Raw genomic sequence first — 17,917 nt, 5'->3', positions numbered from 1 at the left:
ATCATCATCATGCCTGACACGGACGATGCGAAGATCACAGCCATTGTCGATTTCTGGCGCGAGGCCGGAGAGGAAAAATGGTGGACCAAGGATGAGGCATTCGATGAACTGTGCCGCGCGCAGTTTCTCGACGACCACTATGTCGCGGCGCGCCGCGAGTATGAACACTGGGTCGATACTCCCCACGGAGCTCTGGCACTGATGGTTTTGCTCGATCAGTTTCCCCGCAATTTCTTTCGCAATACCGGCCATATGTATGCTACGGACTCGCTGGCCCGCATGTATGCCCACCGCGCCCTCGAACAGGGTCACGACATCTCCATCGAAAACCCCTTGCGCGCCTTCTTCTATCTCCCCTTCATGCATTCCGAAGACCTCGACGATCAGAGGCGGTGTGTCGAACTTTGCAGCGGCGGCTCGCCTGCGAACGTCGAATACGCCCATGACCACTACGATATCATCCAGCGCTTCGGCCGCTTTCCGCATCGCAACGCCATTCTCGGCCGCACAATGACCGAGGAAGAACAGACCTTTCTCGATGCCGGCGGGTTTGCAGGGTAGCCAAAACACCCGGCTACCCCTTGAACTCGAACCTTGCGGCTGCCATTATAGGCCTATCTGGCACACGCAATTTTCACTTTGACAGCCAGTCAAACAGGGACTGACCGCGCATCGATGCCGGACGATCAATCTGAAGAGCCTCCAAGTCCGGACTTGCGAAGCATGCTGACTCTGCATGCGCAGCGTCAGCGACTACACTCCTATTGCGCTATTTATTCCGTTTTCCCCCACGCCCGCGGCTCCCGCTGTGGCATCGCGTTGTCACGCGTCGGCGCATCCGCCCGCCGCGCTGTACGCTGATTATTTTCTTCGAAAGGACCTGACGTTCCAATGGAATGGACCCTTGACTGGATTGCCGATCCCAATGCCTGGATAGGACTCCTGACCCTGATCGTGCTCGAGATCGTTCTCGGCATCGACAATCTCGTCTTCATTGCGATTCTTGCCGACAAGCTGCCTGCGCACCAGCGCAATCGCGCGCGCATTCTTGGCCTTTCGCTGGCGCTGATCATGCGCCTGCTGCTGCTTGCCTCGATTTCCTGGGTGGTGAAGCTCACGACCCCGCTGTTCAGCGTGGCAGGCTTCGGGTTCTCCGGGCGTGACATCATCCTCATTATCGGCGGCGTGTTCCTCCTGTTCAAGGGCACGATGGAACTGCACGAGCGCCTTGAAGGGCATCTTTCCGCCAAGGAAACGAATGCCGCCAACGCGGTCTTCTGGCAGGTCATCGCCCAGATCGTCGTTCTTGATGCTGTGTTCTCCCTCGATAGCGTCATCACCGCTGTCGGCATGGTGAAGTATCTCGAAGTCATGATGATCGCGGTCGTCATCGCCGTCGGCGTGATGATGCTGGCGGCAAAGCCGCTCATGAACTTCGTCAACCGCCATCCGACGGTCGTCATCCTCTGTCTCGGCTTCCTGATGATGATCGGCTTCAGCCTTATCGTCGAAGGCTTCGGCTTTCACATTCCGAAGGGCTATCTCTACGCGGCGATCGGCTTCTCGGTCCTCGTCGAAGCGGCCAACCAGCTGGGACGCCACAACCGTGAAAAACACGTCACCACGATGGATCTGCGCGACCGCACCGCCGGCGCGGTGCTGCGTCTTCTCGGCGGCGGACGCGGCGCCGAGGCGCCGCATTCCGATACGCTCGACGTCATTGCCGAGCACAGCGCCGCTAGCGACGTCTTCCATCCGGAAGAGAAGGAAATGATACGCGGCGTGCTCGACCTCGTTGAACGACCGGTGCGCTCGATCATGTCGCCACGCAATGAAGTCGAATGGCTCGATCTCGACGAGACCAACGAGGAACTCCTTGCCGAGATCCGCACCCTGTCCCACAGCCGCGTCGTACTGGCGCGCGGGCGCGTCGATGAATTTGTCGGCGTTGCGCTGACCAAAGATCTGCTGTTTGCCATACTCGACGGCGGCAAGATCGATTGGGAGAAGGTGACGCGCCAGCCGCTGATCTTCCACGAAAACGCCAATGTGCTGCGCGTCATGGAACAGTTGCGCGGCTCTTACGTGCAGATGGGCGTGGTGCTCGACGAGCATGGTTCGTTCGAGGGCATCGTCACGCCTACCGACGTTCTTGAGGCGATCGCCGGCGATTTCCCCGAGGAGGGCGAGGATAGTCCGGTCATCGAGCGGGCCGAGGACGGCAGCATGGTCGTTGACGGCTATATCGACATTCGCCGCCTTGGCGGCCTGATCGATCGCGACCTGGTCGACGATGGCGACCGCTACACGACGCTTGCGGGCTATATACTGTGGAATCTGGGTCACATTCCCGCAGCGGGCGAGAAACTCACCGTCGACGACCTCGAATTCGAGATCGTCGAGATGGAGGGACGCAACATCGGGAAGGTCCGCATTTCGCCGGCCCAGACCGCAGCCTTCATCTGACGCCAGCCGCGGTCCGGACGTTTTTCGGACCGCCCTTGCCATCAACTGCCGAGGATGGCCTTTTTGAACGTCTCGATATTGTGGTGCATCATGTCGATGTAGGTGCTTGCACCCTCATCCGGCTTTGACAAGGCATCCGAATAGAGCGTTCCACCAACCTTGAGCTTTGTTTCGCTGGCGATCTGCTCGATGAGGCGCGGATTGGTGATGTTCTCAACGAAAATCGCCGAGGCCTTGTCTTCCTTGATCTGCTTGATCAGGGCGACAATATCGGCGGCAGAGGCCTCCGAATCCGTCGATATGCCCTCAGGCGCGAGGAAGGTCAGACCATATTCATGCTGGAAATAGCCGAAGGCATCATGTGACGTGATGACCAGCCGCTTCGACTCCGGGATGGAGGCGATTGCCGCCTTGACATCGGTTTCGGTTGCGTCGAGCTTTGCCGTATAGGCGGTCGCGTTGCTTTTATAGGTATCGCAATTTGCAGTGTCGGCCGTGCAGAAGGCATCGACGATATTCTTCACATAAATCTTGGCATTGCTGATCGATTGAAACGCATGTGGATCGAACGCCTCATGTTCTTCGTGCTGCGTGCCGCTGGCCGCTTCATGATGGTGTTCGTCCTCGGCACTCTTGATCGGCTCGACGCCCTTGCTCAGCTCAATGATCGGCGCCTTTGTGGCGCTCGCTTCAACGAGACGCGGCAGAAAGCCTTCGAAATGCAGGCCATTCACCAGCACCACATCGGCGCTGGCCACCGCCGCGGCATCAGCGGGCTTCGGTTCATAGACATGCGCATCGCCATCCGGACCGACGAGGGTCGTCAGCTTGATCTTGTCGCCGCCGACATTCTTGGCGAAGTCCGAAATCACCGTGAAGCTGGAGACCACCTTGAGGGGATCGGCAAATGCGGCCGAGTATGCCCCGCTCAGTAATAGTATAACATTCACAGTTGCGGCAAGTTTGAAGGCTGTTTTCATGTGTTCCATTCCAGTTTTGCTAGGCGGTTCTGTGGCGGTGAGGACGCAGGCGGCTATTGATGACGCCACGTGTGCCGATGACGATCGAACTCAGATAGATCGCACCGGCCGATAGAATGATGGCGGGCCCCGAAGGCACGGCAAAATGATAGGAAATCAAAAGCCCGCCGGCGCATGAAATGCAGCCGATGACGATGGCAAGACCGCACATCGGTCCGACGCGCGAGGTCCAGAAGCGGGCAGCAGCGGCCGGCAGCATCATGAGGCCTACGGCGAGCAGAGTGCCGAGCGCCTGGAAGCCGCCGACGAGGTTGATGACAACCAGGGCGAGGAAAATGAAATGCACCGGAGTGCCAATACGGCTTACCGAGCGCAGGAAGAGCGGATCGAGACATTCGGCGACAAGGCCGCGCCAGAAAATGGCGAGCGTGACGACGCTGATGGCGGAGATTATCCCGATCAGGCTCAGCGCCTCATTGTTGAGTGCGAGCACCGTTCCAAAAAGCACATTCATCAAATCGACATTCGAGCCGCGCAACGAGACGATCAGGACCCCGAGCGCCAGTGAAATCAGATAGAAGGCCGCCATCGACGCGTCCTCCTTCTGGATGGTGAAGCGCGAGACGGCGCCGGCGCCGAGCGCGACGATGACGCCGGCCACAAGACCTCCAATCGTCATCGGCACGATTTGCAGCCCGTAAAGGAGAAAGCCGACCGCGGCGCCAGGCAGGATGGCATGCGCCATCGCATCGCCGGTGAGGCTCATGCGCCGCAACATCAGGAACACACCGACCGGGCAGGAACCGAGGGCCAGCGCGATCGAGCCAAGCAAGGCGCGCTGCATGAAGCTGTAGTCGGCGAACGGCGCGATAAAGAAATCATACATGATCGCGCTGCCCGTGATGATGGTGCTCGTGATCATGATGCGCGTGATGGTGATGACCGTCGTCGTGGTGGTGCGCCGCCAAATGGGCGTCGTCGTCCTCCCACCAGGGCGCACCCTCTTCCCAGGCCTCGTGAAATTGGCGCGCATGCAGGAGATTTTCCGGCCGCAGCGTCTCACGCGATGCGCCCCAGGCGATGGATTTTCGCGCAAGGAGTAGCGTCTCTGGAAAATGCTCTCGCACAAGGTCGAGATCATGGACGACGACCATAATTGTGCGATTCTCGCCGTGCCAACGCTTGATAAGATCGATCAGGTCGCTGACGGTTTTCGTGTCGATCGCATTGAACGGCTCATCGAGCAAGATGAGATCGGCATCCTGCAGCAGGACCCTGGCAAATAGCGCACGCTGCAACTGTCCGCCGGAGAGCGTATCGATCGGGCGCAGTTCGAAGCCTTCGAGGCCGACGCTCATCAGGGCCTTGGATACTCTTTCCTTGTCTTCAGCGGTGATGCGTCCAAGCAGTCCGCGCTTTGGCCAAAGGCCAAGCGAGACGAGATCGACGACACGCGCAGGGAATGTGCGGTCGAGTTCGGACTGCTGCGGCAGGTAGGCAATGCGCGTCCCCTTCTCGACCGTACAGGACCCCGACATCGGCTTTAAAACACCGACAATCCCCTTCATCAGTGTGGATTTGCCCGACCCGTTCAGGCCAACGACGGCCGTAAGCGAGCCGCGGCGAACGCTTCCATTCAAATGATGCACGGCCGGGTGCCGGTGATAGCCGAGCGTAAGGTCGCGAAAGGTCAGGCAGGGTACGGGCATTGTTTCTACTGCGTTCGCTGAAGGTGCCGCCAATGCGCGGGCTTTTCCAAATCGATATGTGATGTTATTACATTAGTCAACAATGGCGAATTTGAGAACCGCTGAAAATCGTGTATCCACTGGCACCAAGGCCCAAGACTGACTATCTGCTACTGATGATCAAGGAGCATTTTCGGCAATGACATCGACGCAAGAGCTGACCAAGAACCAGGCGCTGGTTTTCAATGCCCTGGCTCGCGCCGAGGGGCCTCTCAGCGCTTACACGATACTCGACCAGCTGCGCGGCGAGGGTTTCCGCGCCCCGCTCCAGGTCTATCGCGCCCTCGACAAATTGCTCGACTACGGCATGATCCACCGGCTCGAAAGCATCAATGCCTTCGTCGCCTGTTCGCATCCGCACAACCACAGCCACAGCCATGGCATGACCGCCTTTGCCATCTGCGAGAAATGCGGTCAGGTATCTGAATTTTCCGATGAAGTGATCACGGGACGCGTGCGCGAGTGGACAAGCGAAAACGGCTTCAGGCAGTCGAAAACCACGATTGAAATACGCGGCGTTTGCGCCAACTGCGCGGCGGCCTAATCGCCTTCTACAATCAGCGTTTGTAGGCCTTCAGCCAAATATCCACGCCGGATGTCACGGTCTTGCGGATAAGCGCGGGCGACGGAGGCGTCGCCATGCAGCCGAATATGCGCTTCTTGAAAAGGCCTGACATGAAAAGGTCAGCCAGCTGATAGGTTGCAAGCTCGGTGTCCTCGATGTCGAGGGTTCCGGCGGCGACATGCTTGTCGATCAGCGCCCGCATAAGCGCCTGGCCACGCCGCGGACCCCTTTCGTAGAAATCGCGGCTCATTGACGGCATGCGCTCGGCAACGCCGATGACGACACGCTGCGCGCGGATGACGACATCGGAGGTTACGACCGTCGCCAGAGCAGTGCCGAACTCGATCAGAGCGTCGCGCAAATCGCCTTCGCTTTCGAGCGCATGATAGATGTCGGCAAACAGCACTTCGCGATAGTGATTGCAGAGCTCCATGAAGAGCTCTTCCTTGCTGTCGAAGTAAACGTAGATCGTGCCCTTTGAAACGCCGGCCTCACGCGTGATGTCATTCATGCTGGCCGCATCAAATCCCATTTGCGAGAAAATGCGGTTTGCCCCCTCGAGGATCTGCTGACGCTTGGCCGGATCCTGGCCCGCTGCAAGGCGGCCCGGACGGTCCCCATCGGTCATGAACTCGGCATCCGAAAGGGGGTGCGCCTTCACGACGTATGGCTTGGTAGACGACATATGAAAGTATTTTCCTTATTTCCGATTCTTTTTCGAACCAGTCGGTTCGATCCACTTGATATGCGCCTCCATTTGCGCTATGTCAATGATCGAACCGATTGGTTCAATCACTTTTCAGAGTGAATTCCATAAGAAAGAGCCTTTCAATGCCAGCGTCCAAAGCAAAGAATGAAGCTGATATCCGTCAGTTTCCGGCCCCGGCTCCTGCCGCCAAGGTAGAGGCTCCGGCGAAGGTCGAAGCGCCGCAAGCCGACATTGCCGCGGCAGCGCCGGCAGTGCCGAAGAAGCGTTCGAAGAAGCGCTTGATCCTGCCGGTCGTGGTTGTCGCTGCCCTGTGCGCAGGCGCCTGGTACGGCCACGAGTGGTGGACGACGGGCCGATTCATGGTTTCAACTGACGACGCCTACGTTCAGGGCGATATCACTGCCATTGCCCCGAAGGTCATGGGCTATATCGACACGATCAATGTCGTTGCCAACCAGCGCGTTAAGGCGGGCGACCCGTTGATCACGCTTGACAATGGCGACTATACGATTGCCGAGAAGCAGGCCGAGGCGCAGATCGAAACGCAAAGACTTTCTCTCGACCGTATCAAGGCGCAGACGGAAGCCGCCAGGGCTTCGTTGCAGCAGGCCCAGGCTGGCAAGCTTGCTGCCCAGGCCGTGCTGACCAATGCGGAGAACTCTTCGGTTCGTGCCAAGCAGCTTCATGCAACGAGCTTTGCATCGCAGTCGCAGCTCGATGACGCGACGGCAGCTCTCGACCAGGCAAAGGCGAACATCGCTTCGTCCGATGCGCAGATTGCCACGGCAAACGCCAATATCGGCGTGCTCGACGCCCAGTATAAGGAAGCTGAAAGCGCGATCGCCTCGCTGCAACTCGCCAAGGACAAGGCCGCTCGCGACCTGGGCTTCACCATCATCCGCGCGCCAGTGGATGGCGTCGTCGGCAATCTTGCCGCCAAGAAGGGCGATCTCGTCAGCTCGGGTCAGCGCCTCGCGGCCCTCGTTCCGGTGAATGCGCTCTATATCGATGCGAACTACAAGGAAACGCAGCTCAAGGATATCGAAGTCGGGCAGAAGGTGCATGTACGTGTCGACGCGCTGTCGGGCGAGACCTTCGAAGGCACCGTTGCCTCCGTGGCGCCCGCATCGGGCGCCGTGTTCTCGCTGCTTCCGCCTGAAAACGCGACCGGCAACTTCACCAAGGTCGTCCAGCGCGTACCCGTCCGTATCGCCTTGCCCGCCGACGTGCTTGCCAGCGGCAAGCTCCAGGCTGGTTTGAGCGTTGTCGTCGACGTCGATACCCGCACGACGCCGAGCTCATAGCCGGATAGGCCGAGAATCATGTCAAAAGCCGCAGCCATCGGAGGGCCCGCAGCACCTGCGGTTCCTGACGAACATATCGATCCGAAGAAGGCGATCGCCTTCCTCGCCATGGTCTTTGGCATGTTCATGGCGATTCTCGACATTCAGATCGTCTCGGCCTCGCTGGCCGAAATCCAGGCCGGCCTCAGCGCCAGTTCCGATGAAATCTCCTGGGTGCAGACGTCCTACCTCATCGCCGAAGTCATCATGATTCCGCTGTCCGGGTTCCTCGGACGGCTGCTTTCGACACGTGTCCTCTTTTCGGCATCGGCCGCAGGCTTCACGCTCGCCAGCATTCTTTGTGCGACGGCGACGAACATCGACCAGATGATCATCTACCGCGCGATCCAGGGCTTTATCGGCGGCGGAATGATCCCCAGCGTTTTTGCTGCGGCCTTTACCATTTTCCCGCCTTCCAAGCGCTCGATCGTTTCGCCGATGATCGGTCTCGTCGCCACGCTCGCGCCGACAATCGGTCCGACAGTCGGCGGCTATTTGAGCAACGCTTTCTCCTGGCACTGGCTCTTCCTCGTCAACGTCATACCGGGCATTCTGGTCGCCGTCGCCACCTGGAACCTCATCGACTTCGACAAGGGCGATCGCTCGCTGCTCAGCAAGTTCGACTGGTGGGGGCTTGCCGGCATGGCAGCGTTCCTTGGTTCGCTCGAATACGTTCTGGAGGAAGGCCCGCGCAATGACTGGCTGCAGGACACGACAATCTTTTATTGCAGCATCGTGCTCGTGATCGGCGCCGTCACCTTCTTCTATCGCGCCTTTACCGCCGAACAGCCGATCGTCGACCTTTTCGCCTTCAAGAACCTGAACTTCGCGTTCGGGTCGGCATTCTCATTCGTCCTCGGTATCGGCCTCTATGGCTTGACCTATATTTATCCGGTCTATCTTGGCCGCATTCGCGGCTACGATGCGCTGATGATCGGCGAGGCGCTGTTTGTCAGCGGCCTTTCCATGTTCCTGACGGCACCGATTGCCGGCTTCCTTTCCGGCCGCATGGATCCGCGCATCATGATCATGATCGGCTTCCTTGGCTTTGCCGCCGGCACCTGGACCATGACGCATCTCACCGCCGACTGGGATTTCTACGAGCTTCTCATTCCACAGATCCTGCGTGGCTGCTCGCTGATGCTGTGCATGGTGCCGATCAACAATCTGGCGCTCGGCACATTGCCACCGTCGCGATTGAAGAATGCTTCGGGACTTTTCAACCTGACGCGTAATCTCGGCGGTGCGGTAGGGCTTGCGGTTATCAACACAATTCTCACGGACCGTGGAGCATTACACTATGCGCAGCTTTCGGAGAACGTTCGCTGGGGTAATCCTGAAGCGCAGGAACTCATCGACAGCATGACCAGGAAGTTTGCGGCCAACGGCCTCGACGGCCCGACAACGGCGCTGAGCAAGGTCTCGGGGATGGTGCATCAACAGGCCTCGCTCCTGTCGTTCATGGATGTTTTCTACATCCTGACGCTGCTCTTTGCCTCGCTTGCGGTTTTTGCCATTCTCATGCGCAAACCCGGCGCACCAGCGCCCGGGGGCGGCGGCGGCCACTGAACGGAATAACTATTTAGTCGGCGCATATTGCCTGCGGGTTCCCCTCGCCATTTCCGGGTCAGCTAAGCTACTCGAACTAATGCGTAAGATGTACCTTTCGTATTAATTGCTAAGCCACGAAAAAAGTGGTTCACTCCAGCGTACCCGCTCAGGGAGAAGACGTTCACCAGCTTGTCATCGGTCTGTCATCCAACTGACATGAGAGACCTTTATCGGGGAGCAGAACGTCCAAAAGAGCCAATGACGTATCGCAAAAGGGGTTTACCAAATGATCGATTATTCCAAACGATTGCTCGCGCTGTCGACGGCTGTGCTGTTCGCGGGTACGACGATTTCGTTCGCCGAAGCACCGGCCGAACTGGTCGCCGCGGCCAAGAAGGAAGGCACGTTGACGACGATCGCCTTGCCGCACGACTGGTGCGGATATGGTGACATCATCGCCGGCTTCAAAGCCAAGTACGGCCTCGAAGTCAACGAACTCAACCCGGATGCCGGTTCGAAGGACGAAGTCGAAGCCATCAAGGCGAACAAGGACAACAAGGGTCCGCAGGCTCCTGACGTCATCGACGTCGGTCTTTCGTTCGGCCCCGACGCCAAGAAAGACGGCCTGACGATGCCTTACAAGGTATCGACCTGGGATTCGATCCCGGCCGAACTGAAGGACGCCGACGGCCATTGGTTCGGCGACTATTATGGCGTCATGTCGCTGCAGGTAAACACCGATATCGTCAAGAACGTCCCGAAGGATTGGGCCGACCTGCTCAAGCCGGAATATGCCAACAGCGTTGCGCTGGCCGGTGATCCGCGCGCCTCGAACCAGGCGATCCTCGCCGTTTCGGCTGCCGGCGCGTCGACAGGCGCCAAGCCCGGCGCCGCAGGCGGCGAAGCCGGCCTGAAGTACTTTGCCGAACTCAACAAAGCTGGCAACTTCGTTCCGGTCATCGGCAAGTCCGGCACGCTCGCACAGGGTGCAACCCCGATCATCATCAGCTGGGACTACAATGCTCTCGCCGGCCGTGACACCCTCAAGGGCAACCCGCCGGTTGAAGTCGTCGTTCCGCCGTCCGGCGTTCTGGCCGGCGTTTACGTGCAGGCCATAAGCGCCTACGCACCGCACCCGAATGCTGCCAAGCTCTGGATGGAATACCTCTATTCCGACGAAGGCCAGATCGGCTACCTCAAGGGCTATTGCCACCCGGCCCGTTTCCAGGACCTGGTAAAGAACAACAAGGTCCCGAAGGAACTTCTCGACAAGCTTCCGCCAGCAGCAGCATACGAGAAGGCATTCTTCCCAACGCTCGATGAACAGGCTGCCGCCAAGGAAGTCATCACCAAGGGTTGGGACAAGGTCGTCGGCGCCAACGTCCAGTAAGCCGCATTCAGCGATCCCCGCGGAGCAATCCGCGGGGATTCCTGCATTGAGCAACGCGTTGTGCTAGGTTGCACACGCGGGCTTATCTGAAAGCGATTGTCGGCTCATCCTGTGCTGGTATCCTGCACCAGGAATTTGAACCCAAGAAGCGGTCTCGAACACTCCATGAGTGCAATCTCAGAACCAGGTCCTACACTTCCCGTCGCGGCGGCCGAGAAAAAGCGGCTTTCGCTCGATTGGCTCGGCGTCATGCCGTTCATGATCTTTGCCCTCCTGTTCCTGGTCTTGCCGACCGTCTTTCTCGTTGCAGGCGCATTCCAGGATCCGCAAGGCAAACTGACTTTTGCCAATATCGCCAACCTCTTCCAGCCGTCGATCCTCAACGCCTACTGGATCTCGATCAAGATTTCGCTGGCCTCTGCCCTACTTGGCGCGGGAATTGGCTTCGCCATCGCCGCCGCCGTCGTCCTGGGCGGTCTGCCTGCATGGATACGAGCACCGTTGATGACATTCTCCGGCGTCGCCTCGAATTTTGCCGGCGTTCCCCTCGCCTACGCCTTCCTGTTTACATTGGGGCGCACCGGGCTCGTTACCTATCTTTTGTTGAACGTCTTCGGCTTCAACCTCTACGCCCACGGCTTCAACCTGCTGAGCTTCTGGGGCCTGACGATAACGTATCTCTACTTCCAGATTCCGCTGATGGTCCTCATCATCACGCCGGCGCTTGACGGATTAAAGCGGGAATGGCGGGAAGCTGCGCTCATTCTCGGCGCGACGAAGAACCAGTATTGGCGAATGGTTGCCTTTCCGATTCTCTGGCCGGCATTGCTGGGCACGATCCTGCTGCTGTTTGCCAATTCGTTTGGAGCAATCGCCACCGCCTATGCGCTGACCGGGTCTTCGCTCAGTATCGTGCCTATCGTCCTTTATGCGCAGATCCGCGGCGACGTCCTGCAGGACCCGCAACTCGGCTACGCGCTCGCCTTCGGCATGATCGTCATCACCGGCATTTCCAACGGCGTCTATATCTGGATGCGTGCCCGCAGCGAACGGTGGCTCAAATGAAGACGAATCGCTTCTGGTCTTGGCTCGCGCTCGCCTTCGGCATCCTCTATTTCACATTGCCGCTGATCGGCCTTCTCGAGTTTTCGCTGCGGATGCGGCGCGGTACCTATTCGCTTGACGCCTACTGGGTCGTCTTGAGCGATCCGGGCTTTCAGGCAACCTTCGGTTATTCCGTGGTCATGGCCATCGCGACGATCATCGTCGGCGTAGTCCTGGTCGTTCCGACCGCCTATTGGGTACGGCTGCGACTACCGGGGTTGCGTCCGTTCATCGAGTTCATCACCCTGTTGCCGCTGGTCATTCCCGCAATCGTTATCGTCTTCGGCTATATTCGCCTTTATAATACCTCGTCGATCTTGCCTCTGACCGGATCTGCGATGGGAACCAACATCCTGCTTTGCCTCGGCTATACCACATTGGCGCTGCCCTATATGTACCGTGCTGTCGACACCGGCCTTGGCGCCATCGATATACGGACCATGACGGAAGCCGCCGAAAGTCTCGGCGCAAGCCGGATCACCATCATGTCGAGCATTATTCTGCCGAATGTGCTTGTCGCCGTGCTTTCGGGTGCATTCCTGACCTTCGCCATCGTCATCGGCGAGTTCACCATGGCGGCGCTGCTCAACCGGCCCGCATTCGGCCCGTTCCTGCAATTGCTCGGCGCCAACCGTGCCTATGAGCCGGCCGCTCTATCCGTGATTGCCTTCGCCATTACCTGGGTCTGTATGGGCCTCATCCAGGTCGTTACCCGCCTTAACAAATCTCTCGCTGCGACCCGGCGATAATCGGAAGAAACAACACCATGTCGTTCCTTACCATCAGCCATTTGAAAAAGAGCTTCGGAGCCACAACCGTCGTTCATGATTTCAATCTTAACGTCGAGAAAGGCGAATTCATTTCGTTCCTCGGGCCGAGTGGGTGCGGCAAGACGACGGTGCTGCGCATGGTTGCGGGCTTCGAAACGCCGTCTTTGGGCAGCATCAGCATCGGCGGCAAAGATGTCGTCAACTTGAAGCCGAACCAGCGCAATATCGGCATGGTCTTTCAGGCCTATGCTCTCTTTCCCAATATGACGGTTGCGCAGAATGTTGCCTTCGGTCTGAAGGTGGCAAAGAAGCCGCAGGCTGAAATCACTGCGACGGTGCAAGAGATGCTGTCCTTGATCAAACTCGATCACCTGGCCGAGCGCTTCCCCTATCAGCTTTCCGGCGGACAGCAGCAGCGCGTCGCGCTGGCGCGGGCGCTCGCGACGAAGCCGCAGGTGCTGTTGCTCGATGAACCGCTCTCGGCCCTCGATGCCAAGATCCGCGTCTCGCTGCGCGAGGAAATTCGCGCCATCCAGCGCAAGCTCGGCATCACCACCATCTTCGTGACGCACGACCAGGAAGAAGCGCTGTCTATATCCGATCGCATTGTCGTCATGTATGAGGGCCGTGCCGAGCAGGTCGGCGCTCCCTTCGAGATCTACAACCAGCCGGCATCACGCTTTGTCGCCTCGTTCGTCGGGACGCTGAATACGATCGACGCCGTGGTTCGCGACGCCAAGACCGGCATCATCACAGTTGACGGCAAGGATGTCGCCATCGGTCCGCGCCTCAACGGTCACCAGTCCGGCGACCGGATTTCGCTCGCGGTGCGCCCCGAGGCGGTCAGCCTTGGCGAAGCCACGGACAAACGCGAGACAACGCTCTACGGCAAGATCAACAGCGTGCACTTCCTCGGCTCGGTGATCCGTATCCGCGCATCGCTTGGCGAAAACGTCGTCTCGTTCGATACGTTCAACAATCCGAGCGCTCCGCCGCCGGAACCCGGCGAGAACGTCAAGGTCAGCCTCGCTGCAAAGGACCTCCTGGTCCTCGGGCACTAAGTCTTGAACTCAAGTGCCATGCAATCTCACGACTGGACGGGAGCGCCGTTTCCCGCGCCCCCTTGTTTAATCGCAGTATCTGCGGCTATCCCGCAATCGCTTCATCAAGCAGTTTCAGCGCCGCTTTCTTGGTGAGTTTCACTGGATTGCCACCGGCCGTCGGATCGACAATCGCCATATCCGCGATGTGTTCCTTCTGCTTCTTGCTCATGTCCAGATCCTTGATTAGGCCGGGCAGCGTGTGCGGGACTTTCAGTTCCTTACGCAGTTTCAACACCGCCTTGGCAAAGCCGTCGAAGCCCCCCTTGATGCCGATATAGTTCGCAAGGCGGCCAATTCGCTCCTCGACGGCGTCGCGGTTGAAGGCGAGCACATAGGGCATGAACACCGCATTGGTCATGCCGTGATGCGTATCGTAGATCGCGCCGATCGGATGCGACAACGAATGGATTGCGCCAAGCCCTTTCTGAAACGCCGTTGCACCCATGGCTGCTGCGCTCATCATGTGCGCACGCGCAGTCAAGTCCTTGCCGTCGGCAAAGGCCTTGGGGAGGTTTTCGAATACCAGCCGGATGCCTTCGACCGCGATGCCGTCGGCCATCGGGTGATAGCCCGGCGCGCAATAGGCTTCGAGGCAGTGGGCGAGCGCATCCATGCCCGTGCCTGCGGTGATGAATGCCGGCATGCCGACCGAAAGTTCGGGATCGGCAATCACAATCGCCGGCAGCATCTTCGGGTGGAAGATTACCTTTTTGGTGTGGCTTTCTTCATGGGTGATCACGCCGGCGCGGCCGACCTCAGACCCGGTTCCGGCCGTTGTCGGGACGGCAATGACCGGCGCGATCGCATCGCTATTTGCCCGCGTCCACCAGTCTCCGATGTCCTCGAAATCCCAGAGCGATCGTGTCTGCCCGGCCTGAAAGGCGATCAGCTTGCCGAGGTCGAGCGCCGAACCGCCACCAAAAGCGATGACGCCATCATGCTTGCCCTTTTTGAAGGCGGCGATACCCGCCGTCAGGTTCGATTCCACCGGATTGGGTTTCACATCCGAGAATACCCCATAGGGCACTTTGGCGTCGTCGAGGATTTTCAGCGTGCTCGCTACGACCGGCAGTCTGGCGAGCCCTGGATCGGTGACGAACAGCGGATTTTTGATCCCCGTCGCTTCCAGCACTTCCGGCAGTTCCTTGATGCGCCCCGCGCCGAAACGAACCGTCGTCGGATAATTCCACTTGGAAATGAGTTTGCTCATGTGATTTTTCTTTCGGATGGATGGGATCAGTATGTGAGATTACCCCCTCTGCCTGCCGGACATCTCCCCTGTCGGAAGATGGGCGGTAGCCCAGAGGAGGGTAGATCATGATCAAATGGCTTCGCGCAAATGATACGACTTCGGCCGGGTGAGATTGCCATAGCCGATCGCGGACATGGCACCGCCCTTGCCCGTCTCTTTGACCCCGGTCCAGACCAGCGCCGGATCGATATAGTCGCAGCGATTCATGAACACGGTGCCGGTTTCAATCCGATCGCCGATCTTGGCGGCGTGGTCGGTGTCGGTCGTCCACAGCGATGCCGTAAGGCCGTACTGGCTGTCGTTCATCAGCGCGAGCGCCTCCTCGTCATTGCGCACCTTCATGATGCCGACGATCGGGCCAAAACTCTCTTCTCGCATCACGCTCATCTGATGATCGACGCCCGTCAATACCTCTGGGGCGAGGTAGGGCGAACCTGCAATGTCCTTGGCGACACGCATGTTGACATGGGCCTTGGCGCCCTTACGCAGCGCCTCCGCCTTTTGCTCGCGCACAAGATCGGCAAAGCGCGTCTGCGCCATCGGTCCCATTGTCGTCTCTGCATCCAGCGGATTGCCGACCACATACTGCTTGGTCAGGTCGATGAAGCCGTCGATGAAGCGGTCATAGACGTTCTCATGCACATATATGCGCTCGATGCCGCAGCAGCATTGACCCGAATTGAAGAACGCGCCATCGACGAGGTTAGCGACGGCATGGTCGAGATTGACATCCGGCAACACGTAGGCCGGATCCTTGCCTCCAAGTTCAAGGCCAAGTGTCATGAACGTCCCCGCTGCCGCCTTCTCGATGGCACGACCACCCGCCACCGACCCGGTGAAATTCACATGGTCGATACGGCCGGAACCCAGCAGCTTTTCGGTCTGGGCGTGGCTGAGAACGATGTTCTGGAAGACACCCTTGGGTAGCCCCGCCCTCTCGAAAGCCTGCGCGAAGCGTTCTCCAACGAGCAGCGTCTGCGCCGCGTGCTTAAGGATCACGGCATTGCCGGCCATCAGCGCGGGAATGATCGTGTTGACTGCAGTGAGGTACGGATAGTTCCACGGCGCAATGACCATGACGACGCCGAGCGGCACATGCTTGATGTAGCGGCGAAAGCCCGGCCTGTCGTTTTCGACGACGGGCGCAAGCGCCTGCTCGGCGATGCGGACCATATAGCGGGTACGCTCCTCGACGCCGCCCTTTTCACCGCCATAGCGCACGGGACGGCCCATTTGCCAGGCGATCTCCGGCACGATCTCGTCATTCATGGCGAGCAGCGCGTCAAGCGCCGCAAGACAGAGCCGTCCGCGCTCTTCGATGCTCGTCTGCGCCCAATCCGTCTGCGCAAGTTTCGCTGCTTCCACCGCTGCATCCACGGCTTTGTCGGTAGCGATGGGGCGTTCCGCATAGACGGATCCGTCAATGGGGGTAATCAGTTTGACCGTGTCGGCCATGGGTTCAACCTCTAGTCTGGTTCTGGTGTTCCGTCTTCAATACCGTTCGAAGCCGCGATGCAACTCCCAGTCGGTCACGCGCCGATCATATTCGAACTGTTCCCAGCGCGCGGTGTGGACATAGTGCTCCACAACATCGTCGCCCAGCGCGGTTTTGAGCATCTTGGAACGGGCAAGCGTTTCGGTGGCGTCACGCAGCGTCTTCGGAATTTCCTTGAGACGAGCGCCGCCATAGGCGTCACCCTTGAAGGGCGCGGCAAGCTCCAGTTTCTCGTCGATTCCCGCCAGCCCCGAGGCAATCAGTCCGGCGAAAGCGAGGTATGGATTGAGATCCGCACCGCCGATGCGGCATTCGATGCGGATGCCCTTGGTGCCTTCGCCGCAAAGACGGAAACCCGCCGTGCGGTTGTCGAGGCTCCATACATTCTTCGTGGGCGCGAAGGTACCGGCCTGAAAGCGCTTATAAGAGTTGATGTAAGGCGCGAGAAAATAGGTGAAATCATCGGCATATTTCAATTGGCCGGCCACCCACTGACGCATCAGCGCTGACATCGTGTGTTCGGCGTTCTTGTCGTAGAAGAGCGGGGTCTTGCCGTCGGCGCTCCATAATGAATTGTGGACATGGCTCGAACTGCCGGCGAGAGAATAATCGTACTTTGCCATGAAAGTGATCGCCTTGCCCATCTGGGTGGCGATCTCCTTGCAGCCATTTTTCATGACGACGTGGCGGTCGGCCATTTCCAGCGCCTCGGCATAGCGCACATTTATCTCTTCCTGGCCCGGGCCCCACTCTCCCTTGGAATTCTCGACCGGTATGCCGGCGTCGAACAGGCCATTGCGGATGGCCCGCATGACCACATCTTCCTTGGTCGTCATCTGGATAATATAATCCTGGATATAGGGCGAAGCCGTTGCCATGCCCTTCCAGTTCTTGGCCCGCGCCGTCTCATAGGTCTCGTCGAAGAGATAGAATTCGAGTTCCGATGCAAAATAGGCGAGATAGCCACGATCCTTCAATCGCGCGAGTTGGCGCTTCAGGATGCTGCGCGGCGAATGCGGCAGGTCCTCGTGATGATGATGGTCGAGAATGTCGCAGAGAACGAGGGCGCATTTTTCGAGCCACGGGATATGGCGGATGGTCGAAAGATCGGGCTTGATGACGAAATCGCCATAGCCCTGCTGCCAGCTCGCGGCCTTGTAGCCTGGCACCGGCTCCATATCGATGTCGTTGGCCAGGAGATAGTTGCAGCCATGCGTTTCGTCATGCGCCGACTCGACGAAATAGGAAGCGTGGAACCGCTTGCCGACGAGGCGGCCCTGCATGTCGACGAAACAGGCCAGTACCGTATCGATCTCGCCATTGGTCACGTGGCGCTTTAGTTCGTCGAAACTCCAATGTCCGGGCATAGTCTTTCCTTGTACGAGATATATTCATCACGGGCAAAATAAGGGCGGCGACCAGTAAGCCAAGTCGCCGCCCT

At 58.8% G+C, this 17,917-nt stretch carries 16 protein-coding genes; 9 read left to right on the top strand and 7 right to left on the bottom strand.

All coding sequences use genetic code 11. The features are described from left to right. Positions 1-9: 9 nt before the first annotated feature. Both BLR72_RS00510 and BLR72_RS00505 read left to right on the top strand, forming a co-directional pair. Positions 10-561, top strand: a complete 552-nt coding sequence (locus BLR72_RS00510) for a DUF924 family protein (RefSeq protein WP_027229546.1) — start codon at positions 10-12, stop codon at positions 559-561. A 330-nt stretch (positions 562-891) separates the two neighbouring features. Further along, the gene (locus BLR72_RS00505) at positions 892-2,466 is read left to right on the top strand and encodes a TerC family protein (protein WP_027229545.1); all 1,575 of its coding nucleotides are present in this window, start codon (positions 892-894) and stop codon (positions 2,464-2,466) included. A gap of 41 nt (positions 2,467-2,507) precedes the next feature. Here the strand turns inward: BLR72_RS00505 and aztC are convergent, their stop codons facing one another. The 3 genes from aztC to aztA are packed head-to-tail and all read right to left on the bottom strand — an operon-like array spanning position 2,508 to position 5,155. Beyond that, positions 2,508-3,446, bottom strand: a complete 939-nt coding sequence (gene aztC / locus BLR72_RS00500) for a zinc ABC transporter substrate-binding protein AztC (protein WP_091946372.1) — start codon at positions 3,444-3,446, stop codon at positions 2,508-2,510. 19 nt (positions 3,447-3,465) lie between these two features. After that, positions 3,466-4,332, bottom strand: coding sequence for a zinc ABC transporter permease AztB (gene aztB, locus BLR72_RS00495; protein WP_091944054.1), 867 nt, complete (start codon positions 4,330-4,332; stop codon positions 3,466-3,468). Next, positions 4,325-5,155 (bottom strand): zinc ABC transporter ATP-binding protein AztA, encoded by an 831-nt coding sequence (aztA, locus tag BLR72_RS00490; RefSeq protein WP_091944051.1) that lies wholly within the window; start codon positions 5,153-5,155, stop codon positions 4,325-4,327. Before aztA ends, aztB begins: the two co-directional genes overlap by 8 nt. A 178-nt stretch (positions 5,156-5,333) precedes the next feature. Here aztA and BLR72_RS00485 point away from each other — a divergent pair, with 178 nt between their 5' ends. Beyond that, positions 5,334-5,738, top strand: coding sequence for a Fur family transcriptional regulator (locus BLR72_RS00485; protein WP_091944048.1), 405 nt, complete (start codon positions 5,334-5,336; stop codon positions 5,736-5,738). A 13-nt stretch (positions 5,739-5,751) separates the two neighbouring features. Here BLR72_RS00485 and BLR72_RS00480 read toward each other — a convergent pair whose 3' ends face one another. Beyond that, the gene (locus tag BLR72_RS00480) at positions 5,752-6,444 is read right to left on the bottom strand and encodes a TetR/AcrR family transcriptional regulator (RefSeq protein WP_091944045.1); all 693 of its coding nucleotides are present in this window, start codon (positions 6,442-6,444) and stop codon (positions 5,752-5,754) included. Between the two features lie 146 nt (positions 6,445-6,590). Here BLR72_RS00480 and BLR72_RS00475 point away from each other — a divergent pair, with 146 nt between their 5' ends. The 6 genes from BLR72_RS00475 (at position 6,591) to BLR72_RS00450 (ending at position 13,687) form a co-directional block, all read left to right on the top strand. Then, positions 6,591-7,772, top strand: a complete 1,182-nt coding sequence (locus tag BLR72_RS00475; protein ID WP_091944043.1) for an HlyD family secretion protein — start codon at positions 6,591-6,593, stop codon at positions 7,770-7,772. A gap of 18 nt (positions 7,773-7,790) precedes the next feature. Next, positions 7,791-9,380 carry a DHA2 family efflux MFS transporter permease subunit gene (locus BLR72_RS00470; RefSeq protein ID WP_091944040.1) on the top strand — a complete coding sequence of 530 codons (1,590 nt, stop codon included), beginning with the start codon at positions 7,791-7,793 and terminating at the stop codon, positions 9,378-9,380. A 268-nt stretch (positions 9,381-9,648) separates the two neighbouring features. Further along, positions 9,649-10,752 carry an ABC transporter substrate-binding protein gene (locus tag BLR72_RS00465; protein WP_027229537.1) on the top strand — a complete coding sequence of 368 codons (1,104 nt, stop codon included), beginning with the start codon at positions 9,649-9,651 and terminating at the stop codon, positions 10,750-10,752. 165 nt (positions 10,753-10,917) lie between these two features. Beyond that, the gene (locus tag BLR72_RS00460) at positions 10,918-11,817 is read left to right on the top strand and encodes an ABC transporter permease (RefSeq protein WP_091944038.1); all 900 of its coding nucleotides are present in this window, start codon (positions 10,918-10,920) and stop codon (positions 11,815-11,817) included. After that, positions 11,814-12,605 (top strand): ABC transporter permease, encoded by a 792-nt coding sequence (locus BLR72_RS00455; protein ID WP_027229535.1) that lies wholly within the window; start codon positions 11,814-11,816, stop codon positions 12,603-12,605. The genes BLR72_RS00460 and BLR72_RS00455 overlap by 4 nt, the downstream gene beginning before the upstream one ends. Before the next feature lie 17 nt (positions 12,606-12,622). Then, complete coding sequence (locus BLR72_RS00450) at positions 12,623-13,687, top strand: ABC transporter ATP-binding protein (RefSeq protein WP_091944035.1); 1,065 nt, start codon at positions 12,623-12,625, stop codon at positions 13,685-13,687. An 85-nt stretch (positions 13,688-13,772) separates the two neighbouring features. Here the strand turns inward: BLR72_RS00450 and BLR72_RS00445 are convergent, their stop codons facing one another. From BLR72_RS00445 to BLR72_RS00435, 3 genes are all read right to left on the bottom strand, one after another. Next, entirely contained in the window at positions 13,773-14,939 is a 1,167-nt protein-coding gene (locus tag BLR72_RS00445) for an iron-containing alcohol dehydrogenase (RefSeq protein ID WP_091944032.1), read from the bottom strand. 111 nt (positions 14,940-15,050) lie between these two features. Next, positions 15,051-16,436: an aldehyde dehydrogenase family protein gene (locus BLR72_RS00440; RefSeq protein WP_091944030.1), complete on the bottom strand. Its 1,386-nt coding sequence runs from the start codon at positions 16,434-16,436 to the stop codon at positions 15,051-15,053. A 36-nt stretch (positions 16,437-16,472) separates the two neighbouring features. Next, positions 16,473-17,843, bottom strand: a complete 1,371-nt coding sequence (locus tag BLR72_RS00435) for a glutamine synthetase family protein (RefSeq protein WP_027229529.1) — start codon at positions 17,841-17,843, stop codon at positions 16,473-16,475. Positions 17,844-17,917 lie beyond the last annotated feature (74 nt).

Origin of the sequence: Phyllobacterium sp. YR620 (assembly GCF_900104165.1) — a bacterium.
GTDB classification, from domain to species: domain Bacteria; phylum Pseudomonadota; class Alphaproteobacteria; order Rhizobiales; family Rhizobiaceae; genus Phyllobacterium; species Phyllobacterium pellucidum.
Note: the sequence above shows the minus strand (reverse complement) of the source record. Positions and strands in the feature narration are given on the sequence as shown.